The sequence below is a fragment of the Pseudomonas sp. B21-009 genome (assembly GCF_024749345.1).
GTDB lineage: Bacteria > Pseudomonadota > Gammaproteobacteria > Pseudomonadales > Pseudomonadaceae > Aquipseudomonas.
This window is the reverse complement of sequence record NZ_CP087199.1, coordinates 3,840,618-3,861,661: the sequence shown is the minus strand read 5'-3', so window position 1 is coordinate 3,861,661 and position 21,044 is coordinate 3,840,618. Positions and strand designations below refer to the sequence as shown.

General features: G+C 64.9%; 12 protein-coding genes. 4 read left to right on the top strand and 8 right to left on the bottom strand.

Annotated elements, in window-relative coordinates:
• The first annotated feature begins 37 nt into the window (after window positions 1–37).
• Complete coding sequence (locus LOY34_RS17645) at window positions 38–1,117, top strand: DUF1615 domain-containing protein (protein ID WP_258663769.1); 1,080 nt, start codon at window positions 38–40, stop codon at window positions 1,115–1,117.
• Between the two features lie 81 nt (window positions 1,118–1,198).
• On the opposite strand, the gene LOY34_RS17640 is transcribed toward LOY34_RS17645, so the two are convergent.
• The 8 genes from LOY34_RS17640 to LOY34_RS17605 are packed head-to-tail and all read right to left on the bottom strand — an operon-like array spanning window position 1,199 to window position 7,308.
• Window positions 1,199–2,119, bottom strand: a complete 921-nt coding sequence (locus LOY34_RS17640) for a metal ABC transporter solute-binding protein, Zn/Mn family (RefSeq protein ID WP_045194625.1) — start codon at window positions 2,117–2,119, stop codon at window positions 1,199–1,201.
• Window positions 2,116–3,015, bottom strand: a complete 900-nt coding sequence (locus LOY34_RS17635) for a metal ABC transporter permease (protein WP_045194622.1) — start codon at window positions 3,013–3,015, stop codon at window positions 2,116–2,118. Before LOY34_RS17635 ends, LOY34_RS17640 begins: the two co-directional genes overlap by 4 nt.
• Window positions 3,015–3,764 carry a metal ABC transporter ATP-binding protein gene (locus tag LOY34_RS17630; RefSeq protein WP_045194621.1) on the bottom strand — a complete coding sequence of 250 codons (750 nt, stop codon included), beginning with the start codon at window positions 3,762–3,764 and terminating at the stop codon, window positions 3,015–3,017. The genes LOY34_RS17635 and LOY34_RS17630 overlap by 1 nt, the downstream gene beginning before the upstream one ends.
• Window positions 3,761–4,678 (bottom strand): metal ABC transporter substrate-binding protein, encoded by a 918-nt coding sequence (locus LOY34_RS17625; protein WP_045194619.1) that lies wholly within the window; start codon window positions 4,676–4,678, stop codon window positions 3,761–3,763. Before LOY34_RS17625 ends, LOY34_RS17630 begins: the two co-directional genes overlap by 4 nt.
• Window positions 4,679–4,692: 14 nt before the next feature.
• The gene (locus LOY34_RS17620; protein ID WP_195884615.1) at window positions 4,693–5,262 is read right to left on the bottom strand and encodes a DUF6162 family protein; all 570 of its coding nucleotides are present in this window, start codon (window positions 5,260–5,262) and stop codon (window positions 4,693–4,695) included.
• A complete protein-coding gene (locus LOY34_RS17615) occupies window positions 5,259–5,576 on the bottom strand; it encodes a hypothetical protein (protein WP_408980525.1) in 318 nt (105 codons plus the stop codon). The genes LOY34_RS17620 and LOY34_RS17615 overlap by 4 nt, the downstream gene beginning before the upstream one ends.
• Entirely contained in the window at window positions 5,573–6,109 is a 537-nt protein-coding gene (locus tag LOY34_RS17610; RefSeq protein WP_195884614.1) for a thiamine pyrophosphate-binding protein, read from the bottom strand. Before LOY34_RS17610 ends, LOY34_RS17615 begins: the two co-directional genes overlap by 4 nt.
• Window positions 6,106–7,308, bottom strand: coding sequence for a PepSY domain-containing protein (locus tag LOY34_RS17605; RefSeq protein WP_195884613.1), 1,203 nt, complete (start codon window positions 7,306–7,308; stop codon window positions 6,106–6,108). The genes LOY34_RS17610 and LOY34_RS17605 overlap by 4 nt, the downstream gene beginning before the upstream one ends.
• 225 nt (window positions 7,309–7,533) lie before the next feature.
• On the opposite strand from LOY34_RS17605, the gene LOY34_RS17600 reads away from it, so the two are divergent.
• The 3 genes from LOY34_RS17600 to LOY34_RS17590 all read left to right on the top strand — a co-directional run bounded on the left by LOY34_RS17600 (window position 7,534) and on the right by LOY34_RS17590 (window position 21,042).
• Window positions 7,534–16,800 carry a non-ribosomal peptide synthetase gene (locus tag LOY34_RS17600; protein WP_195884612.1) on the top strand — a complete coding sequence of 3,089 codons (9,267 nt, stop codon included), beginning with the start codon at window positions 7,534–7,536 and terminating at the stop codon, window positions 16,798–16,800.
• A gap of 69 nt (window positions 16,801–16,869) precedes the next feature.
• Window positions 16,870–17,928 carry a TauD/TfdA family dioxygenase gene (locus tag LOY34_RS17595; protein WP_045194609.1) on the top strand — a complete coding sequence of 353 codons (1,059 nt, stop codon included), beginning with the start codon at window positions 16,870–16,872 and terminating at the stop codon, window positions 17,926–17,928.
• 9 nt (window positions 17,929–17,937) lie between these two features.
• On the top strand, window positions 17,938–21,042 hold the full coding sequence (locus LOY34_RS17590) for an amino acid adenylation domain-containing protein (RefSeq protein WP_195884611.1): 3,105 nt from the start codon (window positions 17,938–17,940) through the stop codon (window positions 21,040–21,042).
• The last annotated feature ends 2 nt before the right edge of the window (window positions 21,043–21,044 follow it).

The following is a 21,044-nucleotide window of genomic DNA, read 5'->3' as shown; positions in this document are numbered from 1 at the left end:
TACTGTGCAGCTATTGCCCGATGCGGCGGGAGGGCTTATGCAGGTAACCGGTTGGCTGGTTGTGATCAGCGCGCTGCTGGCGCTTCAGGGTTGCGTCACCCAGGGTGAAGCCCCTGAGCAGGACCCGGCCAAGGTGCGCGCGCAGATCGTGCGCCTGCTGCCGGCCAGCGCCAACGACCGTGAAGGTTGGGCGCGGGATATCCAGGGCGCCTTCGCCGCGCAGCAGCTCAGCGCCAGCAAGAGCAACCTGTGCGCGGTACTGGCGGTCACCGAGCAGGAATCAACCTTCCAGGCCGACCCGAAAGTACCGGGCCTGGGTCGCATCGCCCGGCAAGAGATCGACCGCCGCGCCGCCAGCCTGCACATTCCCAAACTGCTGATCGACGCCACCCTGCAGGCCCGCTCGGCAAGTGGCAAAACCTACGGCCAGCGCCTTGATGCGGTGCGCAGCGAAAAACAGCTCAGTGACCTGTTTGACGAACTGATCGGCGCCTTGCCCATGGGCAAGACCCTGCTCGGTGGTTTGAACCCGGTGCGTACCGGCGGGCCGATGCAGGTCAGCATCGACTTTGCCGAGCAGCATGCCAAGGGTTATCCCTACACCTATGCCGGAACCATTCGCCAGGAGGTCTTCAGCCGCCGTGGCGGCATGTATTTCGGCATCGCCCACCTGCTCGGTTACCCCACCCACTATGACCGTCAGCTGTACCGCTTCGGCGACTTCAATGCCGGTTGGTACGCCAGCCGCAATGCGGCGTTCCAGAGCGCCCTGAGCCGCGCTACCGGGGTGAAGCTGGCGCTCGACGGCGACCTGATCGCGCCGGGGGCGATCATGCCCGGCAGCACCGAGCAGGCGGCCAGGCGCCTGGGGCAGAAGCTGGACTTGCGCAATGTCAGCATCCGCAACCAGCTGGAGAAGGGCGATAGCCTGGAATTCGAAGACACCCGCCTGTACAAGGGCGTGTATGCCCTGGCCGACGGTGCGGCGGGCAAGGCGGTGGCGCGGGCGCAGCTACCGGGGATCGAACTGAAAAGCCCGAAGATCACCCGCAAACTGACCACGGCCTGGTTTGCCAAGCGCGTTGATGAGCGTTATCAGCGCTGTATGAAACGTTGAGCATCGCGGGTCAAGCCCGCTCCTACAGTAGATCTGCGTACACCGGACCTGTGGGAGCGGGCTTGACCCGCGATGAGACCCTCAGCCATTGCCTGCGACCAAAGCCCCCACCACTTGCTCGACACTGGCCTTCAACCCCGCCAGTGAATCCTGGGCATCGGTCTCCACCACCAGCAGCTTGGCCCCGGAGGCAGCTATCACCTCGGCGACTTCCTTGCTCGGCTGCTTGTGATGCAGCACCAGCGCCACCTCCTGGTTCTTGAGCTCATCGCCCAGGCGCTTGAGCGCCGCCGCATCCCACTGGTCATCGGCCACCTGCGGGTGGTCGATCAGGTCCAGGTTCAATCCGCTGACCAGGTAATCCAGGCGATCCGACAGGTTCACCACGCTGAGGTTGTCCGCTTCGGCCAGGCGCGCTTCGCTGCCGGCACTGAGCTCGAGCAACTGGCGTTTGAGCGCCGCCAGGTTGCTCTGGATTTTCGGTTGGTCGGCCGGGCTCAAGCGCCCCAGGTCGTTGGCCAGCACATCGGCCATGCGCCCGAGGTTGCTCGGGTTCAGCCACGGGTAGCCGGCAAAGGCATTGTTGCCCTGCACGGCGATGCCCGGCAGGGCGCCATCGACCGGGCGCGCGGCGTCGATCTCGACGATGCGGATATTGCTGCGCCGCGCCACCGGGTACAACGGGTCGTCGCTCCAGATCGAGCGCAGGCCGATCACCGCATCGGCGCCGCCAGCAGCCTTCTGCAGGCTGGCACCACCGCGGCCGCTGAAGTACGAGGGCTGGCGCGAGGCCGGAATATTCGCCGGCGCTGCCCGTTGCAGTTTTACCGAGGTGCCGTCGAGCAGGGCGCTGGCCAGGGTGTTGGTCACCGGCAGTGAGGCCAGGACGGTCACCCCGGCCGCTTGTTGTTTGGCCGCTGCCGGGGCGCTCTGGGCCAGGCTCAGGGTCGGCAGGCCGGCCAGGGCCAGGGCCAGGCACAGGTGCTGGAGTTTGAAGGTCATGCCGGGTTTCCTTGCAGGCGTGGAACAAGGCCGCGGGCGAGGGCGGCGAGGGCGAAGCAGCAGCCGGCGACGAGGATGATCGCCGCACCCGAAGGCACCGGCAGGTCGAAGACGATCGGCAGCAGGATGCCTACCAAAGTGCTCAGGGTGGCGATCAGCACCGAAGCCCAGAAAAAGCCCTTGAGCGACTGGCTGATCAAGCGCGCCGCCGCTGCCGGAATCACCAGCAAGGCGCCGACCAGAATTGCACCGATGACTTTCACCGCCGCCACCGTGACCAGGGTCACCAGCACCACGAACAGGTAGTCCAGGCTCTTCACCGCAACGCCGCGCACCGCCGCCAGTTGCGGGTTGAAGCTGGCCAGCATGATGCGGTTGTACAGCGGCAAGGCCAGGGCCAGCACCAGGCTGCCGACGATGCCGAGCACCAGCAGGTCCTGGCCGCTGACGGTCAGCACCGAGCCGAACAGCACGTTCTCGAGGATGTGCACGTTGATCTTGCCGGCCAGCATCAGCAGCAGGCTGGCGCCCAGGGCCAAGGATACCGAGAGGAACACGCCGATCAGGGTATCGGGCGACAGCCCGGTGCGGTTGCGCAGAAAGTTCAGCAGGATGCCGAACAGCAGGCAGTAGCCGAACAGGCTGCCATAGGGACCGGTGTAGGGTTCGCCAAGCAGGATGCCAATGGCAACGCCGGTCAGCGCCGCATGGCCGACCGCTTCGGAGAAGAAGGCAAAGCGCTTGACCACCACCAGGGTGCCAAGGCCGCCGAGCACCGGGCCGATCATCAGGCCGGCGAGCAGGGCATTGACCACAAAGCCGTAGGCCAGGGCCTCGGGCAGGTAACCGGCAGTGGCCCAGCCCTGGATCAGCAGGCGAAATTCTTCGTAGTTCATCAGGCGGTGCTCTCGCTGCGCGGGTGGATGGAGAACAGGCTGAGCAGGCGGTCCGGGGTCAGTGCCTGTTTCGGCGGCGCATCGAACAGCACCCGGCGACTCAGGCCGGTAACGCGGTCGGCCAGGCGTGCCACGGCCTCCAGGTCGTGTTCGATCCACAGCACCGTGGTGCCGGCAGCGCGCCACTCGTGGAGCAGGCGCTCGAACACCTGGATACCGGCCTCGTCCAGCGCCGACATCGGCTCATCAAGCACCAGCAATTGCGGCGCCGGGATCAGCCCCTGGGCCAGCAGCACGCGCTGGCGCTCGCCCCCGGAGAGCGCGCCCATGCGCCGCTTGCGCTTGTCGAGCATGCCCACCCGCTGCAGCGCCGCGTCGATGGCCGGCGCCACCTTGGCTGACAGGCCGAGAAAGGCCGGGCGGCGCTGGCACATGGCGGCCATGAAGTCGTCCACGGTCATTGGCAGGCCACGGTCGAATTCCAGGGCCTGGGGTACGTAGCCGATGATCTGCTGGTCGCCCGGCCAGGTCAGGGTCAACTGGCCCTGGTGCGGCATCTGCCCGAGCAGGGTCTTGATCAGCGAGCTCTTGCCGCCGCCATTGGGCCCGACCAGCGCATGCACGCTGCCGGCGGCAACGTTGAAGCTGACCTTGTCGAGGATGCGCGTGCGGCCCAGGGTCAGGTCGACCTCGGCGAAGGCAATGTCCGGCCCGCAGGCGCGGTTGAGCAGCGGCTGGGCCACGGTCATGCCTGGGACTCCTTGATCGCCCGCACCACGGTGTCGAGGTTGCGCTTCATCTCGACTTCGTACTTCTCCTTGCTGTATTCGCCGTAGGAGATGTGCGTCAGCGGGTAGATCTTCACCCCTGACTCGCGCTGGATGGTTTCGACATAGGCCGAAGGGAAGTCCATCTCCGAGAAGATCACCTTCACATCCAGGGCCTTGAGTTGGTCGATGGTCTTTTTCAGCTGGCTCGGGCTGGGCTCGATGCCATGGGCCGGTTCTACCACGGCGGTGACTTCCAGGCCGAACTCGCGCACTAGGTAGTCGTAGGCGGCGTGGATGGTCGCCACGCGAAATTCGGCGCCCGGCGCTTCGGTGACCTGGGCCAGGGCTTCGGCACGCAGCTTGCGCAGGCGCTTGGCGTAGGCGCGGGCGTTCTGGCTGTAGTACTTGGCGTTGTCCGGGTCGAGCTTGCCCAGTTCGCGGGCGATGTTGTTGACCTGGGCGATGCTGGCGCTGATCGACAGGAAGGTGTGCGGGTTGACCACCTTGCCGGCGCCGCGCGCGGCCACGCCGGTGGCGGCCAGCAGCGGTACGTTGCTGTTCGATTCGATGGTGGCGATGGCGGGTTTTTCGCTGGCGGCGATCATCCGGTCGGCAAAGTCGTCATGGCCGACGCCGTTGAGCACGATCACGTCCAGGGTACCGATGCGCTTGATGTCCTCGGCCCGTGGCTCGTAGGCATGGGGGTTGAAGCCGGCCGGAATCAGCGGCACCACCTCGGCCTTGTCACCGACGATATTGCTCACGTAGCTGTAGTACGGGTGCAGGGTGATGCCGATGCGCAGCGGCTTGCCGTTATCGGCCACGGCCAGGGCGGGCAGGGCGCAGGCGAGGAACACACTTAGAAGGCGACGGGCGAGGGTGGCGCGAAACATGGGGCGTCCTTGTGTCAGTGACGATGCTGGCGGGTGACGCCGGCGTCGTAGTGGGCGGCGATCTGTTGCCAGCCGGCGGCGATCAGCGCGGCCTGGCTGAAGTCGGCAGGGGCGCTGGCGGAAGGACTGCGCTGCAGCCAGACATCAGCGACACCATCGTGGGCCTCGGGCACCAGCAAGAGGAAGCTGCCGGCCACCGTGCTGGCGTGGCTCAGGCCCAGGTAGGCGCGTTCCTGCAGCAGTTGCCAGTGGTGCTGGCCGCGGCTGGCGGCGCTGGCATCGGCGACGAAGGGCGGGAAGCCTTCTTCGGCCAGGTCTTCGACGGCCAGCAACTGTGGGGCTTCTTCGCGGCGTGCCTGGATCTCGTCGAAGGCCACCCGCAGGTCGGCATACACGCCTTGCTCGGCGGCCGTCAGGTCGCGGCGGGCATCCAGTTGGTGGGCCTCGATGCTGACCTCGTCATGCCGTTCGCCGCGCAGGGCGACGATGCCGGCGGCCACCGCCAGGATCAACAAACTGACCAGCAGCACGTACAGGGTTTCATGCCCGGCACCGGCCGGGCGCACCACCTGCACGCGGCTCATTGCTCGATATCTGCGTAGTCGATTTCCACCACGTGGCCGGGGCCTGCGTCGAACAGCACATAGAACTCGCCTTCAGGGCGCTTGAAGGTCAGCTTGGAGTTTTCCCCCAGCTTGCCCGGCACCAGGATCTCTTCGTTGTAGCCGATCACGTCGAGGGTTACCCCGGGCGCGCCGCTACCGTCGGAAAAGCCGCCGGTGCATTCGATTTGCCCGCCATCGATCGGCTTGCATTCGCACATCGGGTTGTGGGCCATGGCCTGGCCGCTTGCGCCAAGCAGCAGCAACGCCAGCAGCAGTTTGCGCAACGTCATCATTTGCCTCCTTGTTTGTTCAGCCAGGCGACGGTGGCCGGCGAGGCCTTGCTCAGCGGCACGGCGGCCTGGTGCATGCTGCCGTCCCAGCCTTCGAGGGTGATCCAGATTTCGGCATCGGCGCGGGTCTTGGCCGGCACTGGCAGGCTGGTGCTCATGCGGTACGGGGTGCCGAAGAAAATCGTCCCGGCGGCGCGCAGGCTGCGCGGCTTGCCGATGCGCAGGTAAGCGGCCTTGACCTCGGCAATGCAGGCCTGGCACAGGGCAATGTTGAAGGCCTTGAAGTGACCGGCAGGGCCATCGGCGCGTGGCGCTTCATCGCGCAGCTCGGCCAACTGCACGCTCCACGGCCCGACCTTGATCTCGCCCAGTTCGCGCTCGCCCAGGCCGCTGTCACCGCGAAACAGCGCGGCATCGGCAAAGTACTTGGGCATGAAACCGAGCGGAATCAGCAACAGCAGGATGTTCAGGTGAAAGCGCCACTTGTGCCAGAAGCGGCTCAACGGGCTTTGCGGCGCAACTGCTGCCTTGCTCATAGGCTGGCCTCCGTGGCGGTGTCGGTAGCGCTGGCGGTTTGCTTGCGCGGCCGTTGCTCGCGCTTGAGGGCGGCAGCGGTGGCCTGGGCGGTGCGCTTGGTCCAGATCAGCAGGCCGCTCAAGACCATCATCGACAGCACCAGGCCGAAGAACGCCCAGATCAGCTTGATCGCCAGGCCGCCGAAGTCACCGGTGTGCAGCGGACGCATGGATTCGGTGACGAACTCCAGGGTCGAGCGGTCGTTGATCAGGAACTGCGCCTCGATCTTGCTGTTGTACGGGTTGACGTTGACGGTCTGGAACATCAGCGGGTACCAGCCGCGCCCGCCCAAGTAGAGGTGGGCGTAGGCGTTGCCGGGCAGCGACACGAAGCTCACATCAAGGCCGGGGATCTGCTCTTTGGCGATGCGCGTGGCGTCATCCAGGCTGATGCGCGGTGCCGGTGCGCCGGATTCGGTGCGCGGCACGTCTTCGCGGGCAATCACCGGCACCACCGGTTCGGTGGAAATGGTGATGTGGTTGTCACCGAGGATCGCCTGGATCAGGAACCAGGTGCCGGTGATGGAAATCACCGCAATGAACCAGATCGACCAGATGCCGCTGAGGCGGTGGAAGTCGCCCCAGAAGATCCGCGCGCCATGGTTAAAACGCAACGTCGGCTTAAAGAATCCCTTCCAGAAGCGTTTATAGACCACCAGCCCGGTAACCAGCGAGGCCAGCATCGGCAGGCCGAGCAGCGACACCAGGTACCAGCCCCAGCTGTAGCCATTGGTGAACGGCACCAGCCACCAGCCATGCAGAGCACGGGTGAAACCCTCGAAGTTGAACGCCGGGCTCTTGCCCTGGATCGCCCCGGTATAGGGGTTGACGTACAGGGTCGGGGCGCTGCCGTCGGGGAAGGTGACCGCCGCGGTCAGGGCAAAGTGCGAACCGTCCGGCTGGCTGATAAAGCGCACGGCCATGTCCGGCTCGGCCTGGTGCAGGGCATCGAGCACCTGCTGGAAGCTCAGCCGCTCGGCGTCGCCGTCGGGCTTGCTGGCGCGCACATCGGGGTTGGCCAGCCAGACGATCTCCTGGCTGACCACCGCCAGGGTGCCGGTGACGCAGACGATCAGGACGAAAAACCAGATCGGCAGGGCGAGCCAGCTATGGACCAGGAACCACAGCCTGGATTTGGACTTTTTCGCTTTCTGGGACATTGCAGGTGTCTTTTCAGAGAAATTGAGGTCGAGCCAATGCTCAGCCTTGGGACTGCAATAGATAAGACGAACGAGAATCGTAAAACCCGCAGGGTTAGTTGAAAGCAAATGTTTCAAAGCTGCTGGGTCATCAGCCCGATGCGCTTAATTTTCATTCGCGGTCATCCGTTTTTCTTGAATTACCGGGCCTGCAGGCTCGTTGTTCCCCTGGATGGATGAAAGTCGATGAATGCCGAAGATGCCCGCAAGCTTGCCCGCCGATTCATAGAGTTGCCGTTGGAAAAGCGCCGCATCTTTCTTCAGGGGCTGGCCCGTGAAGGGGTCGACTTTGCCCAGTTCCCGATCCCGGCCCAGGTGCCGGTGGCCGGGCAGGGCGGCTTGTCCTATGCCCAGCAGCGCATGTGGCTGTTGTGGCAACTGGAGCCTGGCAGCGCGGCCTACAACCTGCCCAGCGCCGTGCGCCTGCAGGGCAACCTGGATGTCGAGGCGCTGGAACAGGCGTTTGCCAGCCTGGTACAGCGCCACGAAACCCTGCGCAGCGTGTTTGTTCAGCAAGCCGATGAACGCCTGGCGCTGATACCGGCGGCGCAATGGCCGCAGGTCGAGCACCTGGACCTCGGTGCGCTGGATGCCGCCGAACGTGAACAGCGCGTGCGGGCCCTGGCCGAGCACCAGTCGCTGCAGCCCTTCGACCTGGCCCGGGGGCCGTTGCTGCGGGTGCTGCTGCTCAAGCTTAAGGCCGATGAGCACGTGCTATTGATGACTTTGCACCATATCGTTTCCGACGGTTGGTCGATGAACGTCCTGATTGAAGAGTTCAGCCAGTTGTACGCCGCGCACCTGGGCAAGCAGGTGCCGGCCCTGGCCGCGCTACCCATCCAGTACAGCGATTACGCCCTGTGGCAGCGCTGCTGGCTGGAAGCGGGCGAGAAGCAGCGTCAGCTCGACTACTGGCGCGCGCAGTTGGGCGAGGAGCACCCGCCGCTGGAACTGGCGCTGGATCATTCGCGCCCGGCGTTGCCCAGCTATCGCGGTGCACGCCAGCGCTTGAGCCTGGACCCGCAACTGGCCGAGGCCCTGGGCGCGTTTGCCCGCAGCCAGGGCGTGACCCTGTTCATGCTGCTGCTCGGGGCGTTCAACATTCTCCTGTACCGCTACACAGGTCAGGGTGACCTGCGCGTTGGCGTGCCGATTGCCAACCGCAACCGCAGTGAGATCGAAGGCCTGATCGGCTGCTTCGTCAACACCCAGGTACTGCGTACCCGGCTCGACGGGCAGACGACCGTCAGCCAACTGCTGGCGGCGGTCAAGGACACGGTGTTGGGGGCCCAGTCGCACCAGGACCTGCCGTTCGAGCAACTGCTGGAGGCCTTTGCCCTTGAGCGTAGCCTCAGCCACACGCCGTTGTTCCAGGTGATGTACAACCATCAGCCGCAGGTCGCCGACGTCACCACGCTGCACCTGGCGGGCGGGCTGCAGATGAGCCAGGTCGACTGGCAAAGCCGCACCACCCAGTTTGACCTGAGCCTGGATACCTTTGAGCAGGGCGGGCGTCTGCAGGCGGTAATCACCTACGCCAGCGACCTGTTCGAGGCGCCAACCATCGAGCGCATGGGCCGGCATTGGCAGAACCTGCTGGGTTCGATGCTGGCCGCACCGCACGCGCCTGTCGAGCAGTTGCGCATGCTTGATGTTCAAGAGTTGCAGCGTATCGTCGTCGACTGGAACGCGACATCCGTTGATTATCCACTGCAGCAACCGCTGCACCGGCTGATCGAAGCCCAGGTCGAGCGCAGCCCCCATGCCACGGCGTTGCTGTTTGCCGATCAAACGCTCAGCTATGCCGAGCTCAACGCCCGCGCCAACCAGCTTGCCCATTGCCTGATCGAAGCCGGCATCGGTGCCGACAGCCTGGTCGGCATTGCTGTCGAGCGTTCGCTGCAGATGGTTGTCGGCCTGCTGGCGATCCTCAAGGCCGGCGCCGCTTACGTGCCGTTCGACCCCGACTACCCGGCCGAGCGGCTGGCCTACATGATCGAGGACAGCGGCGTGCGCCTGGTACTGACCCAGGCGGCGCTGACCGAGCGCTTGCCGCTGCAGGCAGTGCAGGTAATGGTGCTCGACCAGGCCGGTGCCTGGCTGGGTGGCTACGCCACGAGCAACCCGAACATCGTCGTCGACCCACTGCAGCTGGCCTATGTGATTTACACCTCGGGCTCCACCGGCCGCCCCAAAGGCGCCGGCAACAGCCACGCGGCGCTGGTCAACCGGCTGTGCTGGATGCAACAGGCTTATGGCCTGGAGGCCGGCGACACGGTACTGCAAAAAACCCCGTTCAGCTTTGACGTGTCGGTCTGGGAGTTCTTCTGGCCGCTGCTCAGCGGTGCCCGCCTGGCGGTGGCCGCGCCGGGCGAACACCGCGAGCCTGCGCGGCTGATTGCCACGATCGAGCGTTATCAGGTCACTACCCTGCATTTTGTTCCGTCGATGCTCCAGGCATTTATTCATGAGCCGGGTGTCGAGGGTTGTCGCAGCCTCAAGCGTATCGTCTGCAGTGGCGAGGCGCTGCCGGTGGATGCCCAGCAACAGGTGTTTGCCAGGTTGCCGCAGGCCGGGCTTTACAACCTCTACGGCCCGACCGAAGCGGCCATCGATGTTACCCACTGGAGCTGCGTGGACGAGGGCCGCGACAGCGTGCCGATCGGGGTGCCGATCGCCAACCTGCGTACCTTGGTGCTGGATGCTAGCCTCGCGCCCGTACCGCCCGGGGTTGCGGGTGAGCTGTACCTCGGGGGGCAAGGCCTGGCCCGCGGCTATCACCGCCGCCCGGGGTTGACCGCCGAGCGTTTTGTGGTTGACCCGTTTGGCAGTGGCGAGCGCTTGTACCGCACTGGCGACCGTGTGCGACAGCGGGTCGATGGGGTTATCGAGTACCTGGGGCGCTTTGATCATCAGGTCAAGATCCGCGGCCTGCGCATTGAACTGGGCGAAATCGAGGCGCGCCTGGTTCAGCATGCTCTGGTGCGCGAGGCCGTGGTGCTGGCCCCGGAGGGCAAGCAACTGGTGGCGTACCTGGTGTTTGAAGGTGAGGCGCCGGACGACTGGCAAGCCCGGCTCAAGGCCTGGCTGCTGCAGAGCCTGCCCGAATTCATGCTGCCCAATCACCTGATGGTCTTGCCGGCGTTGCCGCTGACACCCAACGGCAAGCTCGACCGCAAGGCGTTGCCTGCGCCCCAGGCTGCCCCCAAAGGCGCCTACCAGGCCCCGGGCAGTGAACGTGAACGCGCCCTGGCGCAGATCTGGCAGACCCTGCTGGGGCATGAACGCATTGGTCTGGATGACAACTTTTTTGAGCTGGGCGGTGACTCGATCATTGCCATCCAGGTGGTCAGCCGCGCGCGCCAGGCCGGCCTGCTGCTGGCGCCGCGCGATCTGTTCCAGTACCAGACGTTGCGCAGCCTGGCGCAGGCGGCGCAAGCCGGTACGGTACGCGAAATCGAGCAGGGGCCGGTGCATGGCGATGTAGCCTTGACCCCGGTGCAACAGGGCTTTTTTGAGCTGTCACTGACGCAACCGGCGCACTGGAACCAGTCATTGCTGCTCAATGCGCGGCAAACGCTGGAGCCTGCGTTGCTGGAAGCGGCGCTCAAGGCGCTGGTCGATCACCATGATGCCCTGCGCTTGCGCTTTGAGCCGCTGGGCGCGAGCTGGCGCCAGTTTCACCAGGCCCCGCCAGCGGCCCTTGAGCTGTGGCAGCGTCAGGCCGATACGCCGACCCAGCTACTTGAGCTGTGCGAAGCCGCCCAGCGCAGCCTCGATCTGCAGCAGGGGCCGTTGCTGCGGGCCCTGTTGGTGCACATGGACGATGGCAGTCAACGCCTGTTGCTGGTGGTTCATCACTTGCTGGTCGACGGGGTTTCCTGGCGGATCCTGCTCGAAGACCTGCAGTCGGCCTATACCCGGTTGCAGGCCGGGCAAGCTGTGCAACTGCCCGCCAAGACCAGTGCCTATCAGGCCTGGTCTGTGCAGTTGCAGGATTACCTCGAGCGTGCCGGCGAGCAACTGCCGTATTGGCAAGCGCAGCTTGAGCACGCTGTGGACCTGCCCTGTGACAATCGCCAGGGCACGCTGTACAACCGCGACGCGGCAAGCATTGAAATCCGCCTCGATGTGCAGCACACCCGGCAATTGTTGCAGGACGCGGTGGGCGCTTACCGCACCCAGGTCAATGATCTGCTGCTGACCGCCCTGGCGCGGGCGGTGTGTCGCTGGACAGGGCATGACAGTGCGTTGCTGCAGTTGGAGGGCCATGGCCGCGAAGATCTGTTCGAGCACCTGGACCTGACCCGTACCGTGGGTTGGTTCACCAGTATTTTCCCGCTTCGGCTGGTACCCGAGGATGATCTTGGGGCTTCGATCAAATCGATCAAGGAGCAGTTGCGGGCGGTGCCTGATCGAGGCCTGGGCTTTGGCGTGCTGCGTTACCTGGGGAGCGCGCAGCAGCGCGCAAGCCTGGGCGGTGATGCGCTTGCACCGCGGATCACCTTCAACTACCTGGGGCGTTTTGACAGTCAGTTCGACGAGCGCGCCTTGCTGTATCCGGCCAGTGAGCCGGGTGGCGCCGGGCAGGCCAGCGATGCGCCATTGGCCAACTGGCTGAGTATCGAGGGGCAAGTCTATGCAGGGCAACTGGGCCTGCGCCTGACGTTCAGTCAAGCCATGTTCCAGGCAAGTACCGTCCAGGCCTTGGCCGATGCCTACCTCGATGAGCTGCAAGGCTTGATCGGGCATTGCTGCCAGCTGCCAGGCGCGCAGGCGACACCATCGGATTTCCCCCTGGCCAGGCTTGGGCAGGCGCAACTCGATCAGCTTGCGCCGCTGCTCGGCCAGGTCGATGAGCTTTACCCGCTGTCGCCCATGCAGCAGGGCATGCTGTTTCATGCCCTGTACAGCAACAACGGTGCCGAGTACGTCAACCAGTTACGGGTTGACGTCGACGGCCTGGAGCCGGAACGCTTTCGCCAGGCGTGGGAGGCGACGGTGCAGGCCCACGATATTCTGCGCAGTGGTTTTATCTGGGACGGCGGCCTGGCACAGCCGCTGCAGTTTGTCTGCAAGCAGGTCCGGCTTGATCTGCGCGAGCATGACTGGCGCGGCGATGCCGGGCTGGCGTCCAGGCTCCAGGCCCTGGCCCTGAGCCGGCGTCAACACGGCTTCGACCTGCAGGTCGCGGGCTTGTTGAACTTCGATCTGGTGCGCACCGGTGAGCAGCGGCATCACTTGATCTACACCCACCACCATATCCTGATGGATGGCTGGAGCAATGCCAGGCTGCTCGGCGAAGTGCTGGCGCGTTACAACGACCAGCCTGGCGCCTTGCCGGCAAGCCGCTACCGCGACTACATCGAGCATTTGCAGGGTCTTGATGGACGGGCAGCCCAGCAGTTCTGGACTGCGCAGCTGCAGGCGCTGGACGAGCCGCTGCACCTGGCGCGCTACCTGCCCGAAGCGGGCCGGGCACAGGCCCAGGGCCTGCGTGCAAGCCTGGTCCAGCGCTTCGACGCCCAGCACACCGCGCAGCTAAGTGCCTTCGCCCGCCAGCAGAAGATCACCCTCAATACCCTGGTGCAGGCGGCCTGGTTGCTGTTGCTGCAGCACTATAGCGGGCGCCGCAGCGTGGTGGTGGGCACCACGGTGGCCGGGCGCAGCCTGCCGCTGCCGGGGATCGAGCAGCAGATTGGCCTGTTCATCAACACCCTGCCGATCATTGCCAGCCCGCGGCCCGAGCAGACCCTGGCGCAGTGGCTGGAGCAGGTGCAGGCGCTCAACCTTGCGGTGCGCGAGCACGAGCAAACCCCGCTGTTCGAAATCCAGCGCTGGGCGGGGCATCAGGCCCATGCGTTGTTCGACCATATTCTGGTGTTCGAGAACTACCCGCTGGCCGAGGCGTTGCAACAACAGCAGGGCCCTCGGTTTGGTGCGGTGGCGAACCAGGAGCAGACCCACTACGCGTTGTCGGTGGCGGTGACCGTGGGCGATGAGCTGCAGCTCGATTACGACTATGCCTGCGACGCCATCGGCGAGCAGGCGCTGCAGGGCCTGGCCGAGCATTTGCGCACTGTGCTCGAGCAATTGCCGCACGCGTTGTCGACGCCGCTGGGCGAACTGCAGATGTTGGCGCAGGCCGAACGCGAGGCGGTGTTGCAGCGGGCTCAACCTGAGCCGCCGGTGGACGTGCCGCCGTTAGCTATCCATGACTGGGTGCGGCAGCAGGCGGCGCGCACGCCGCAGGCCTGTGCCGTCGAGTATGCCGGCCAGCGCCTGAGCTACGAGCAATTGAACAGCGCAGCCAACCAGTTGGCAGTCCGTTTGCGTGAGGCTGGGGTAGGGGCCGAGGTGGTCGTCGCCATTGCTGTCGAGCGAAGCCTGGAGATGATCATTGGCTTGCTGGCGATCCTCAAGGCCGGTGGCGCCTATCTGCCACTGGACCCCGGTTATCCGCAGGCGCGCATCCGCTTCATGCTCGACGACAGCGCCGCGCGCTTGTTGCTCGTTCAGCCGGGCCTTGCGCTGGACGTGCCGGCGGGCGTTACCCGCCTGGTGCTCGACAGCGCAGCCTACGCCGGGCCGCCAATCGCCGATGTCAGCACCTGCCTGCACCCGGACAACCTGGCCTACATGATCTACACCTCAGGCTCCACCGGCACCCCGAAAGGCGTGCAGGTGCGGCACGGGGCGCTGGCCAATCACATGCACTGGATGCAGCGCACCCTGCAACTTGAGCCTGCCGACCGGGTTCTGCAAAAGACCGCCCTGAGCTTCGACGCTTCGGTCTGGGAGTGCTGGCTGCCATTGATCTGCGGGGCGCAACTGGTCATTGCCGAGCCGGGCTTGTCAGCCGATATGTCCAGGCTCTGGGCCCGGGTCGAAGCACTGGGCATCACCATTGTCCAGGCGGCGCCTTCGCTGCTGCAGGCGGTACTGCCGGCGGCGACGGCGCAGAGCATGGCCAGCTTGCGCTATCTGATGGCAGGGGGCGAGGCCTTGAGTGCAACCCTGGCCAACCAGCTGTTGCAGCGCTGGCCGGGTACGCTGGTCAACCTCTACGGGCCGACCGAAGCCACCATCGAGGTCACCTTCGCCATGGTCACCGGGGCGCTGGAACGGGTCATGGTGCCGATCGGGCGGCCGCTCGATAACGTCCGGCTGCTGGTTTTGGGGCCGGCCCTGCAGCTTTTGCCCGCGGGCGTGGTTGGCGAGTTGTGCATTGCCGGCGACTCACTGGCGCGGGGTTACCATGCGCGGCCCGGGTTGACGGCCGAACGCTTCGTGCCGGACCCGTTCGCCGCGCAACCTGGCGGGCGCCTGTACCGCACTGGCGATCTGGGCTGCTATGCGACAGATGGGCAGATTGAGTATGCCGGGCGCGTCGATCATCAAGTCAAGGTCCGTGGCTTTCGTATCGAAACCGGTGAGATCGAGCGTCATTTGCTGGCCCATGCGCGGGTCCGTGATGCGGTGGTTGTGGCCCGGCAAGAGCACGGTGTACAGCAGTTGGTGGGCTACCTGGTGGGGGCCGACCCGCAGCTGTTCGAGGACGCGGCGCAGGGCCAGCAACTGTGCAGCGAGTTGCGCCAGTCCCTGGCTTTGAACCTGCCGGCGCACATGCTGCCGACACGCCTGAGCGTCGTTGCCCATCTGCCCTTGACCCCGAACGGCAAGCTCGACCGCAAGGCCTTGCTGGCGCTGGCCGACAGCAGCGTCGCCAGCAAGCCTTATCGGCCCGCCAGCACGGCGCTGCAGCAGCAGGTCGCCCAGGTCTGGCAGGAGGTCCTCAAGCTTGAGCGGGTCGGGCTCGACGACCAGTTCTTCGAGCTGGGCGGCCATTCATTGCTGGCGACCCAGGTGATCAGTCGACTGCGCCATGAACTGCAGCTGGACCTGCCTTTGCGCGCGCTGTTCGACAGCCCGTCGCTACAGGCATTCGTCGAGCAGTTACCGGCAACCGGAAGCCGACGCGTGCTGCCGGACTTGCATGGGGTCGATGCTTCGCAGCCGCAGCCGCTGTCTTATGCTCAGCAGCGCTTGTGGTTCCTCTGGCAACTTGAACCGCAAAGTTCGATGTACAACATTCCGCGCGCGCTGGAGTTGCTCGGGCCATTGCAGGTCGAGGCCGTGCGCCTGGCCTTCGAAGCCCTGGTTGCGCGCCACGCGGTGCTGCGCACGACGTTCTTCGAGGATCAGGGCGAAAGCTGGCAGCGGGTCCACGCGCACTTGCCCGTGCCGTTCGAGAGTGTCGACTTGCAGGCCCTGGACAGCGCCAACCGGCAGGTGGTGCTGGCGCAACAGGTGCAGCAAGAGGCCCTGCGCCCCTTCGACCTGCAGCGTGGGCCGCTGCTGCGGGTGCAGTTGCTGTGCACCGAGCCAGAGCGCCACGTGCTGCTGGTGACGCTGCATCACATCGTCGCCGACCACTGGTCGTTTGCCATTTTGATCCGCGAGTTCAGCGCGCTCTACCAGGCATTTGCCACCGGTGTGGCGCCTGGCTTGAGCGCGCCAGGCCTGCAGTACCTCGATTTTGCGGTGTGGCAGCGCCAATGGCTGGCGGCTGGGGAGCATGACCGGCAGTTGCAGTACTGGCAGCAGCAACTGGGCAGCGAGCATTTCTTCACCACCTTGCCGGCCAGTGGCAGCGGCGCATCCGCCGATCAGCAGCAAGACTGCGAGGTGTACGAGTTTGCCCTTGAGCAGGGCTTGAGCGAGCGCTTGCGTCAGTTTGCCAAGGCACAGGGCCTGACCCTGTACATGCTCCTGCTGGCCGGCTTTGCCCTGGTCGTCAGCCAGCGCTGTGGCGCTGCCCGGGTCCGCCTGGGGACGGATGTCGCCAACCGAAATCACGCCGGCGTTGAAGAAATGGTCGGCTTCTTCGTCAATCAATTGGTACTGCAACTCTCGGTGGATCAACAACAGACGATCGGCAGTTTCCTGGCGTCCTGCCGCACCACGGTCATCGGTGCTTCGGACCATCAGGACCTGCCGTTCGATCGCCTGGTGGAGGCACTGCGGTTGCCGCGTCGTTCAGGCAAGTCGCCGTTGTTCGCGATCAAATTCATCTACCAGGAACAAGGGGCGCAGCCGGTGGCTATCGATGGGCTGCAGATCAGGCCCTGGGCCGCGGGGCAGGCGGCGGCGGAGCTGGACCTGATCGCCGAGTTCGTCAACTCGTCGACGACCATCGGGGTTGGCTTCAAATGCATTGCCGGGCTGTACGAAAGCAATGACATGGCCTGTCTGTTTGCGCAGACGGCCTTGGTACTCGAACAGATGATTCAGGCGCCAGAGCAACCGCTCCAGGCTCTGCTCGACGCCTCGCGGGCCGTGCAGGAGCAGGCCGGCAAGGATCAGGCGCTAGCGCGCAGAACGCAATTGCTGCAGCAGCACCCGATTCGCCGGCGCTCGCCGCAGCGCGCAGGCAGTAACCAGGTGAATTGAAGCAGCGCCCGGACGGATCTATCGATTGGCTTTGCCGCCAATGTCGAATCAGCGAATGGAAGGTGTTAAATGTCGGATTTCCAGTCTCACGTCATACCGGCACTGGCCAAAGGCAGAAGAAAGAGCCTTGGTGCCAGCGCCCAGCAGTTGGTGGCGTTTTCGCCGCTGCTGGAAGGCGGCTCTATGCCCTTGCTGTGTCGCCCGACCGTACCCGGCGTGGGCCTGGTGCAATGGGCCAGCGAAAACCGCGAACTGATCGAGCAACAGCTGGACAAGCACGCGGCGATTCTTTTTCGTGGTTTCGATGTACAGGACATTGAAACCTTCAACCGCTGTGTCGATGTGATCTCCGGCGGCGCGCTCGAATATTTGTTCCGGGCTTCGCCACGTACCCAGATTACCCGCAAGTTGAATGTCTACAGCTCCACAGACTACCCGGCGGTGGAGAAGATCTTCCCGCACAACGAGCACTCCTATTCGCCGGTCTTTCCCTTGCACCTGTATTTCTACTGTGACCTGGCGTCACAGACCGGGGGCGAGACGCCCTTGGGTGATACACGGCTGATTCTCGATCGGATCGATCCTCAGGTGCGTGAAGCGTTTGCCCGCAAAGGCGTGCTGTATGTGCGCAACTATGGGGATGGCATGGGCTTGCCGTGGCAGACCGTGTTCCAGACCGAAGACCGCGAGGCGGTTGAAGCCTACTGCCGCAAGATCGGCGTCGAGCCGCAGTGGAAGCCCGGTAACCGGCTGCGCACGCGCCAGCGCGGTCCGGCCATGGTCCGTCATCCGCGTACGGGCGAGACGGTCTGGTTCAATCACGCGACCTTTTTCAATGCGCTGACGCTGCCAGACAGTATCCGCACCAGCCTGCTGGCCGAGTTCGCGCCGATGGACCTGCCGCAGAACACCTTCTTCGGTGACGGCTCGGCAATCCCCGAGCACTACATCACCCACCTGCAACAAATCTATCGAGAGGTCATGGTCGAGTTCCCCTGGCAGCAGGGCGACGTGGTGATTCTCGACAACATTCTTACGGTTCACGCGCGCAACGAATACACCGGGCCGCGAAAAATACTCACTGCAATGGCTATCGCGCTGAACAGCGTCGATGTGGCAATTGGTTAAGGATTCCCCATGAACGCTCCAGTCGACCCTTCCGAAGTTTTCCAGGTTTCCGCCCAGCAAGCGTCCATTCTCGATGCCCAGCAAGCCCGTGGTACGGTCCTCGGCGCCCAGCTGATCATGACGTTCGATGCCCCCATCGATCGCCAGCGGCTCGAGCAGGCGGCGATTGACCTGAGTGAACGGCACGAGATCCTGCGCACCGAGTACCGAAACATGCCGGGGATGAAACGTCCGGTTCAGGTGATTCATGCCCAGCCGCGCCTGTGTCTGCTGTCGGTGGCGCCGGGCACCTTCGAACAGGCGGGTCCAGCGTGCCTGGCGCAGTTGGCAAGCCACAGCCTGGTGCTGGGCCTGGGCAGTGGCGAGGATGCACACCGCTTACGAGTCGCTGCGCCCCTGGCGAGCCTGGATGAGGTTGCCCTGGGTTTGCTGGAGGCGCAATTGCGCGCACTCTACCAGGGGCAGTCGCTGGCCCCCTTCGACGGGTTGCAATACGCCGACTACGCCGATTGGCAGGCTGGCCTTGCGCAGGAGGACATCGGCCGCAAGGGGGGCGAGTTCTGGCGCAATCTGTACCGCGACATGCAGGTCGACTCGCGTCTGCCTTATGAACGGCTCACCCCGTTCATGGGGGCATTGCAGCAACACGAGCAGCATTTGCCAGCGGTTGTGCCGGGGCTGCGCACCCTGCGCCAGCAATGGCGACTGGACTCGGACGCAGCATCACTGCTGTTGCTCTGGGGGCTGTTCGTCGGTCGCCTGAGTGGCCGCGAGCATTGGCTGGTGGCCTGCGCAATAAGCGGGCGCAACGAGCAGTTGCACTCTACCCTGGGGCATCTGGCCTGGCGTTTGCCGGTTGCCTTCAGTCGCCAGGCTGATCTGTCCGTGGACGGCTACGCCGAGCACTTTGCCGTGCAGCTGCAGTTGAGCCAGTCCTGGCAGGACTGCTTCAACGAACTGGACATGCTCGGTGGCCAGGGCGCGGGGCTGGACTTCGGTTTTTCCTGGGCTGATCAGCCGCTTGAGGGGGCCCGGCTGGATCGCCCCAGCCTGGAAAAACTCCACCTGCAGGTAGCTCCCAGCGGTGATGATCTGCTGTTGCGCCTGCTGTCGCCGGCCGGCTCGTTCAGCGCCGAACTGGGCCGCGCCTGGCTGGCTCAGTTTGCTGAGTTCGTCACTCAAGCCGTGGCTGACCCCCGGCAAGCAGCACAAAAGGTTGCCCTGGTGGATGCCGCCCAGGCCCGACCGTTGCAGCAGGCACTGGACCGCAGCCAGTCGCTGGGCGAGAGCGCCAGCCGCCAGTTGCACCAGTTGTTCGAGCGCCACGCGCAGCAGCATCCCGAACGGACAGCGATCCAGATCGGCGAGCAGCAGGTCAGTTATGCCCAGCTTGAGCGCCGTGCCAACCAGCTGGCCCGCGTCCTGAACCAGCGCGCAATCGGCCGTGAGGCGATTGTTGGCGTCTACGGCGCACGTTCGGTGGAGATCGTCGTGGCGTTGCTGGCTATCCTCAAGGCGGGGGCGGCGTACCTGCCGCTGGACCCGCAGTATCCGGCGCAGCGCCTGTCCTTCATGCTCGAGGACGCTGGGGTAGAGTGCCTGATTGCCTTGCAGGCGCTTGATCCGGCTATCGCCATGCCGGCGACGACAACCCTGCTCAGCCTGGATGACGAGGCGCTCGATCAGGTCGATGACAGCCCGCTGGCCAGTTGCGGCGAGGCGGATGACCTGGCGTACGTGATCTACACCTCAGGCTCCACCGGCACACCCAAGGGGGTGATGGTCAGCCACGCCAATGCGCTGGCCTCGACCCAGGCGCGGGTGCAGTTCTATCAGCAGCCGGTGCAACGCTTCCTGATGCTCTCGTCGTTCTCGTTCGACAGCTCCGTGGCGGGGATTTTCTGGTCCCTGGGGCAGGGCGGCAGCCTGTGCCTGCCGCTTGAGCAGGCGCACAAGGACCCTCAAGCCATTGCCCAACTGATAGAGCGCCAGGCCATCTCGCACTTTCTCGCCCTGCCGTCGCTGCACGCCCAGGTGCTTGAGCATCTGCAGGCGGCGCCCGCGTTGCGTTGCGCCATTGTTGCCGGCGAGGTCTGTCCTCCCGAGCTGCTGCGCCGCCACCGCCTGGCACTGCCGGGGGTAACGCTGGTCAACGAATACGGGCCCTCGGAGAGCACTGTCTGGTGCTGCGCTTACCAGGTGGCGCCAGAGGATCGCGGTGATTCTGAACTGCGCGTCGCCATCGGCGAGCCCATTGCCGGCACTCGCCTGTATGTTCTTGATGATCAACAGCGCTGGGCGGGGGTTGCCCAGGAGGGTGAGTTGTACGTTGCCGGTGCCGGGCTTAGCCGGGGATATCTCAACAGGCCCGGGCTGACGGCCAGTCGCTTCGTTCCGGATCCGTTCGCCAGCGAGCCGGGCCAGCGCTGTTATCGCACCGGCGACCTTGCCTGTGTGCGCGCCGACGGCCTGGTCGATTACCTCGGTCGGCTGGATCATCAATTGAAAATTCGTGGCCACCGCATCGAGCTGGGTGAGATCGAAGCGCTGCTGGGTTCGCAGGAGGGCGTGCGCGAGGCCGTGGCCATCGCCCGCGACACCGCCGCCGGCAAGCAACTGGTGGCTTATGTGGTGTTGGCCGCCATGGCCGATGCGCAGCCGCGGACCGTGCAATTGCTGGGACTGTTGCGAGAGCAGTTGCCTGAGTACATGGTGCCCTCGACGTTGCAGGCGGTGCAAAGCCTGCCCCGTACCCCCAATGGCAAGCTTGACCGGACCGCCCTGGCTGCGCGGGCATTGGACGGTGTTGCCTACGTCGCGCCGGGCAATGAGCTCGAGCAATTGTTGGCCGAGGTCTGGCAGGAGGCTTTGCAACTGGAGCGGGTGGGTATCAACGACAACTTCTTTGCCCTGGGCGGGCATTCGTTGCTGGCCACGCGGATTCGTTCCCAGGTTCAGGCGCGGCTCAATGTCACCTTGCCGCTCAAGGTGTTCTTCGAGGGCGAAACCGTGGAGCTGCTGGCCCGGCAGATCGAGATGCACCGTGACGAGGCGGTCAGCGAAGACAAGGTCCAGGCGCTCGAAGCGCTGTTTGCCGAGGCTCAGGAGCAATGAGC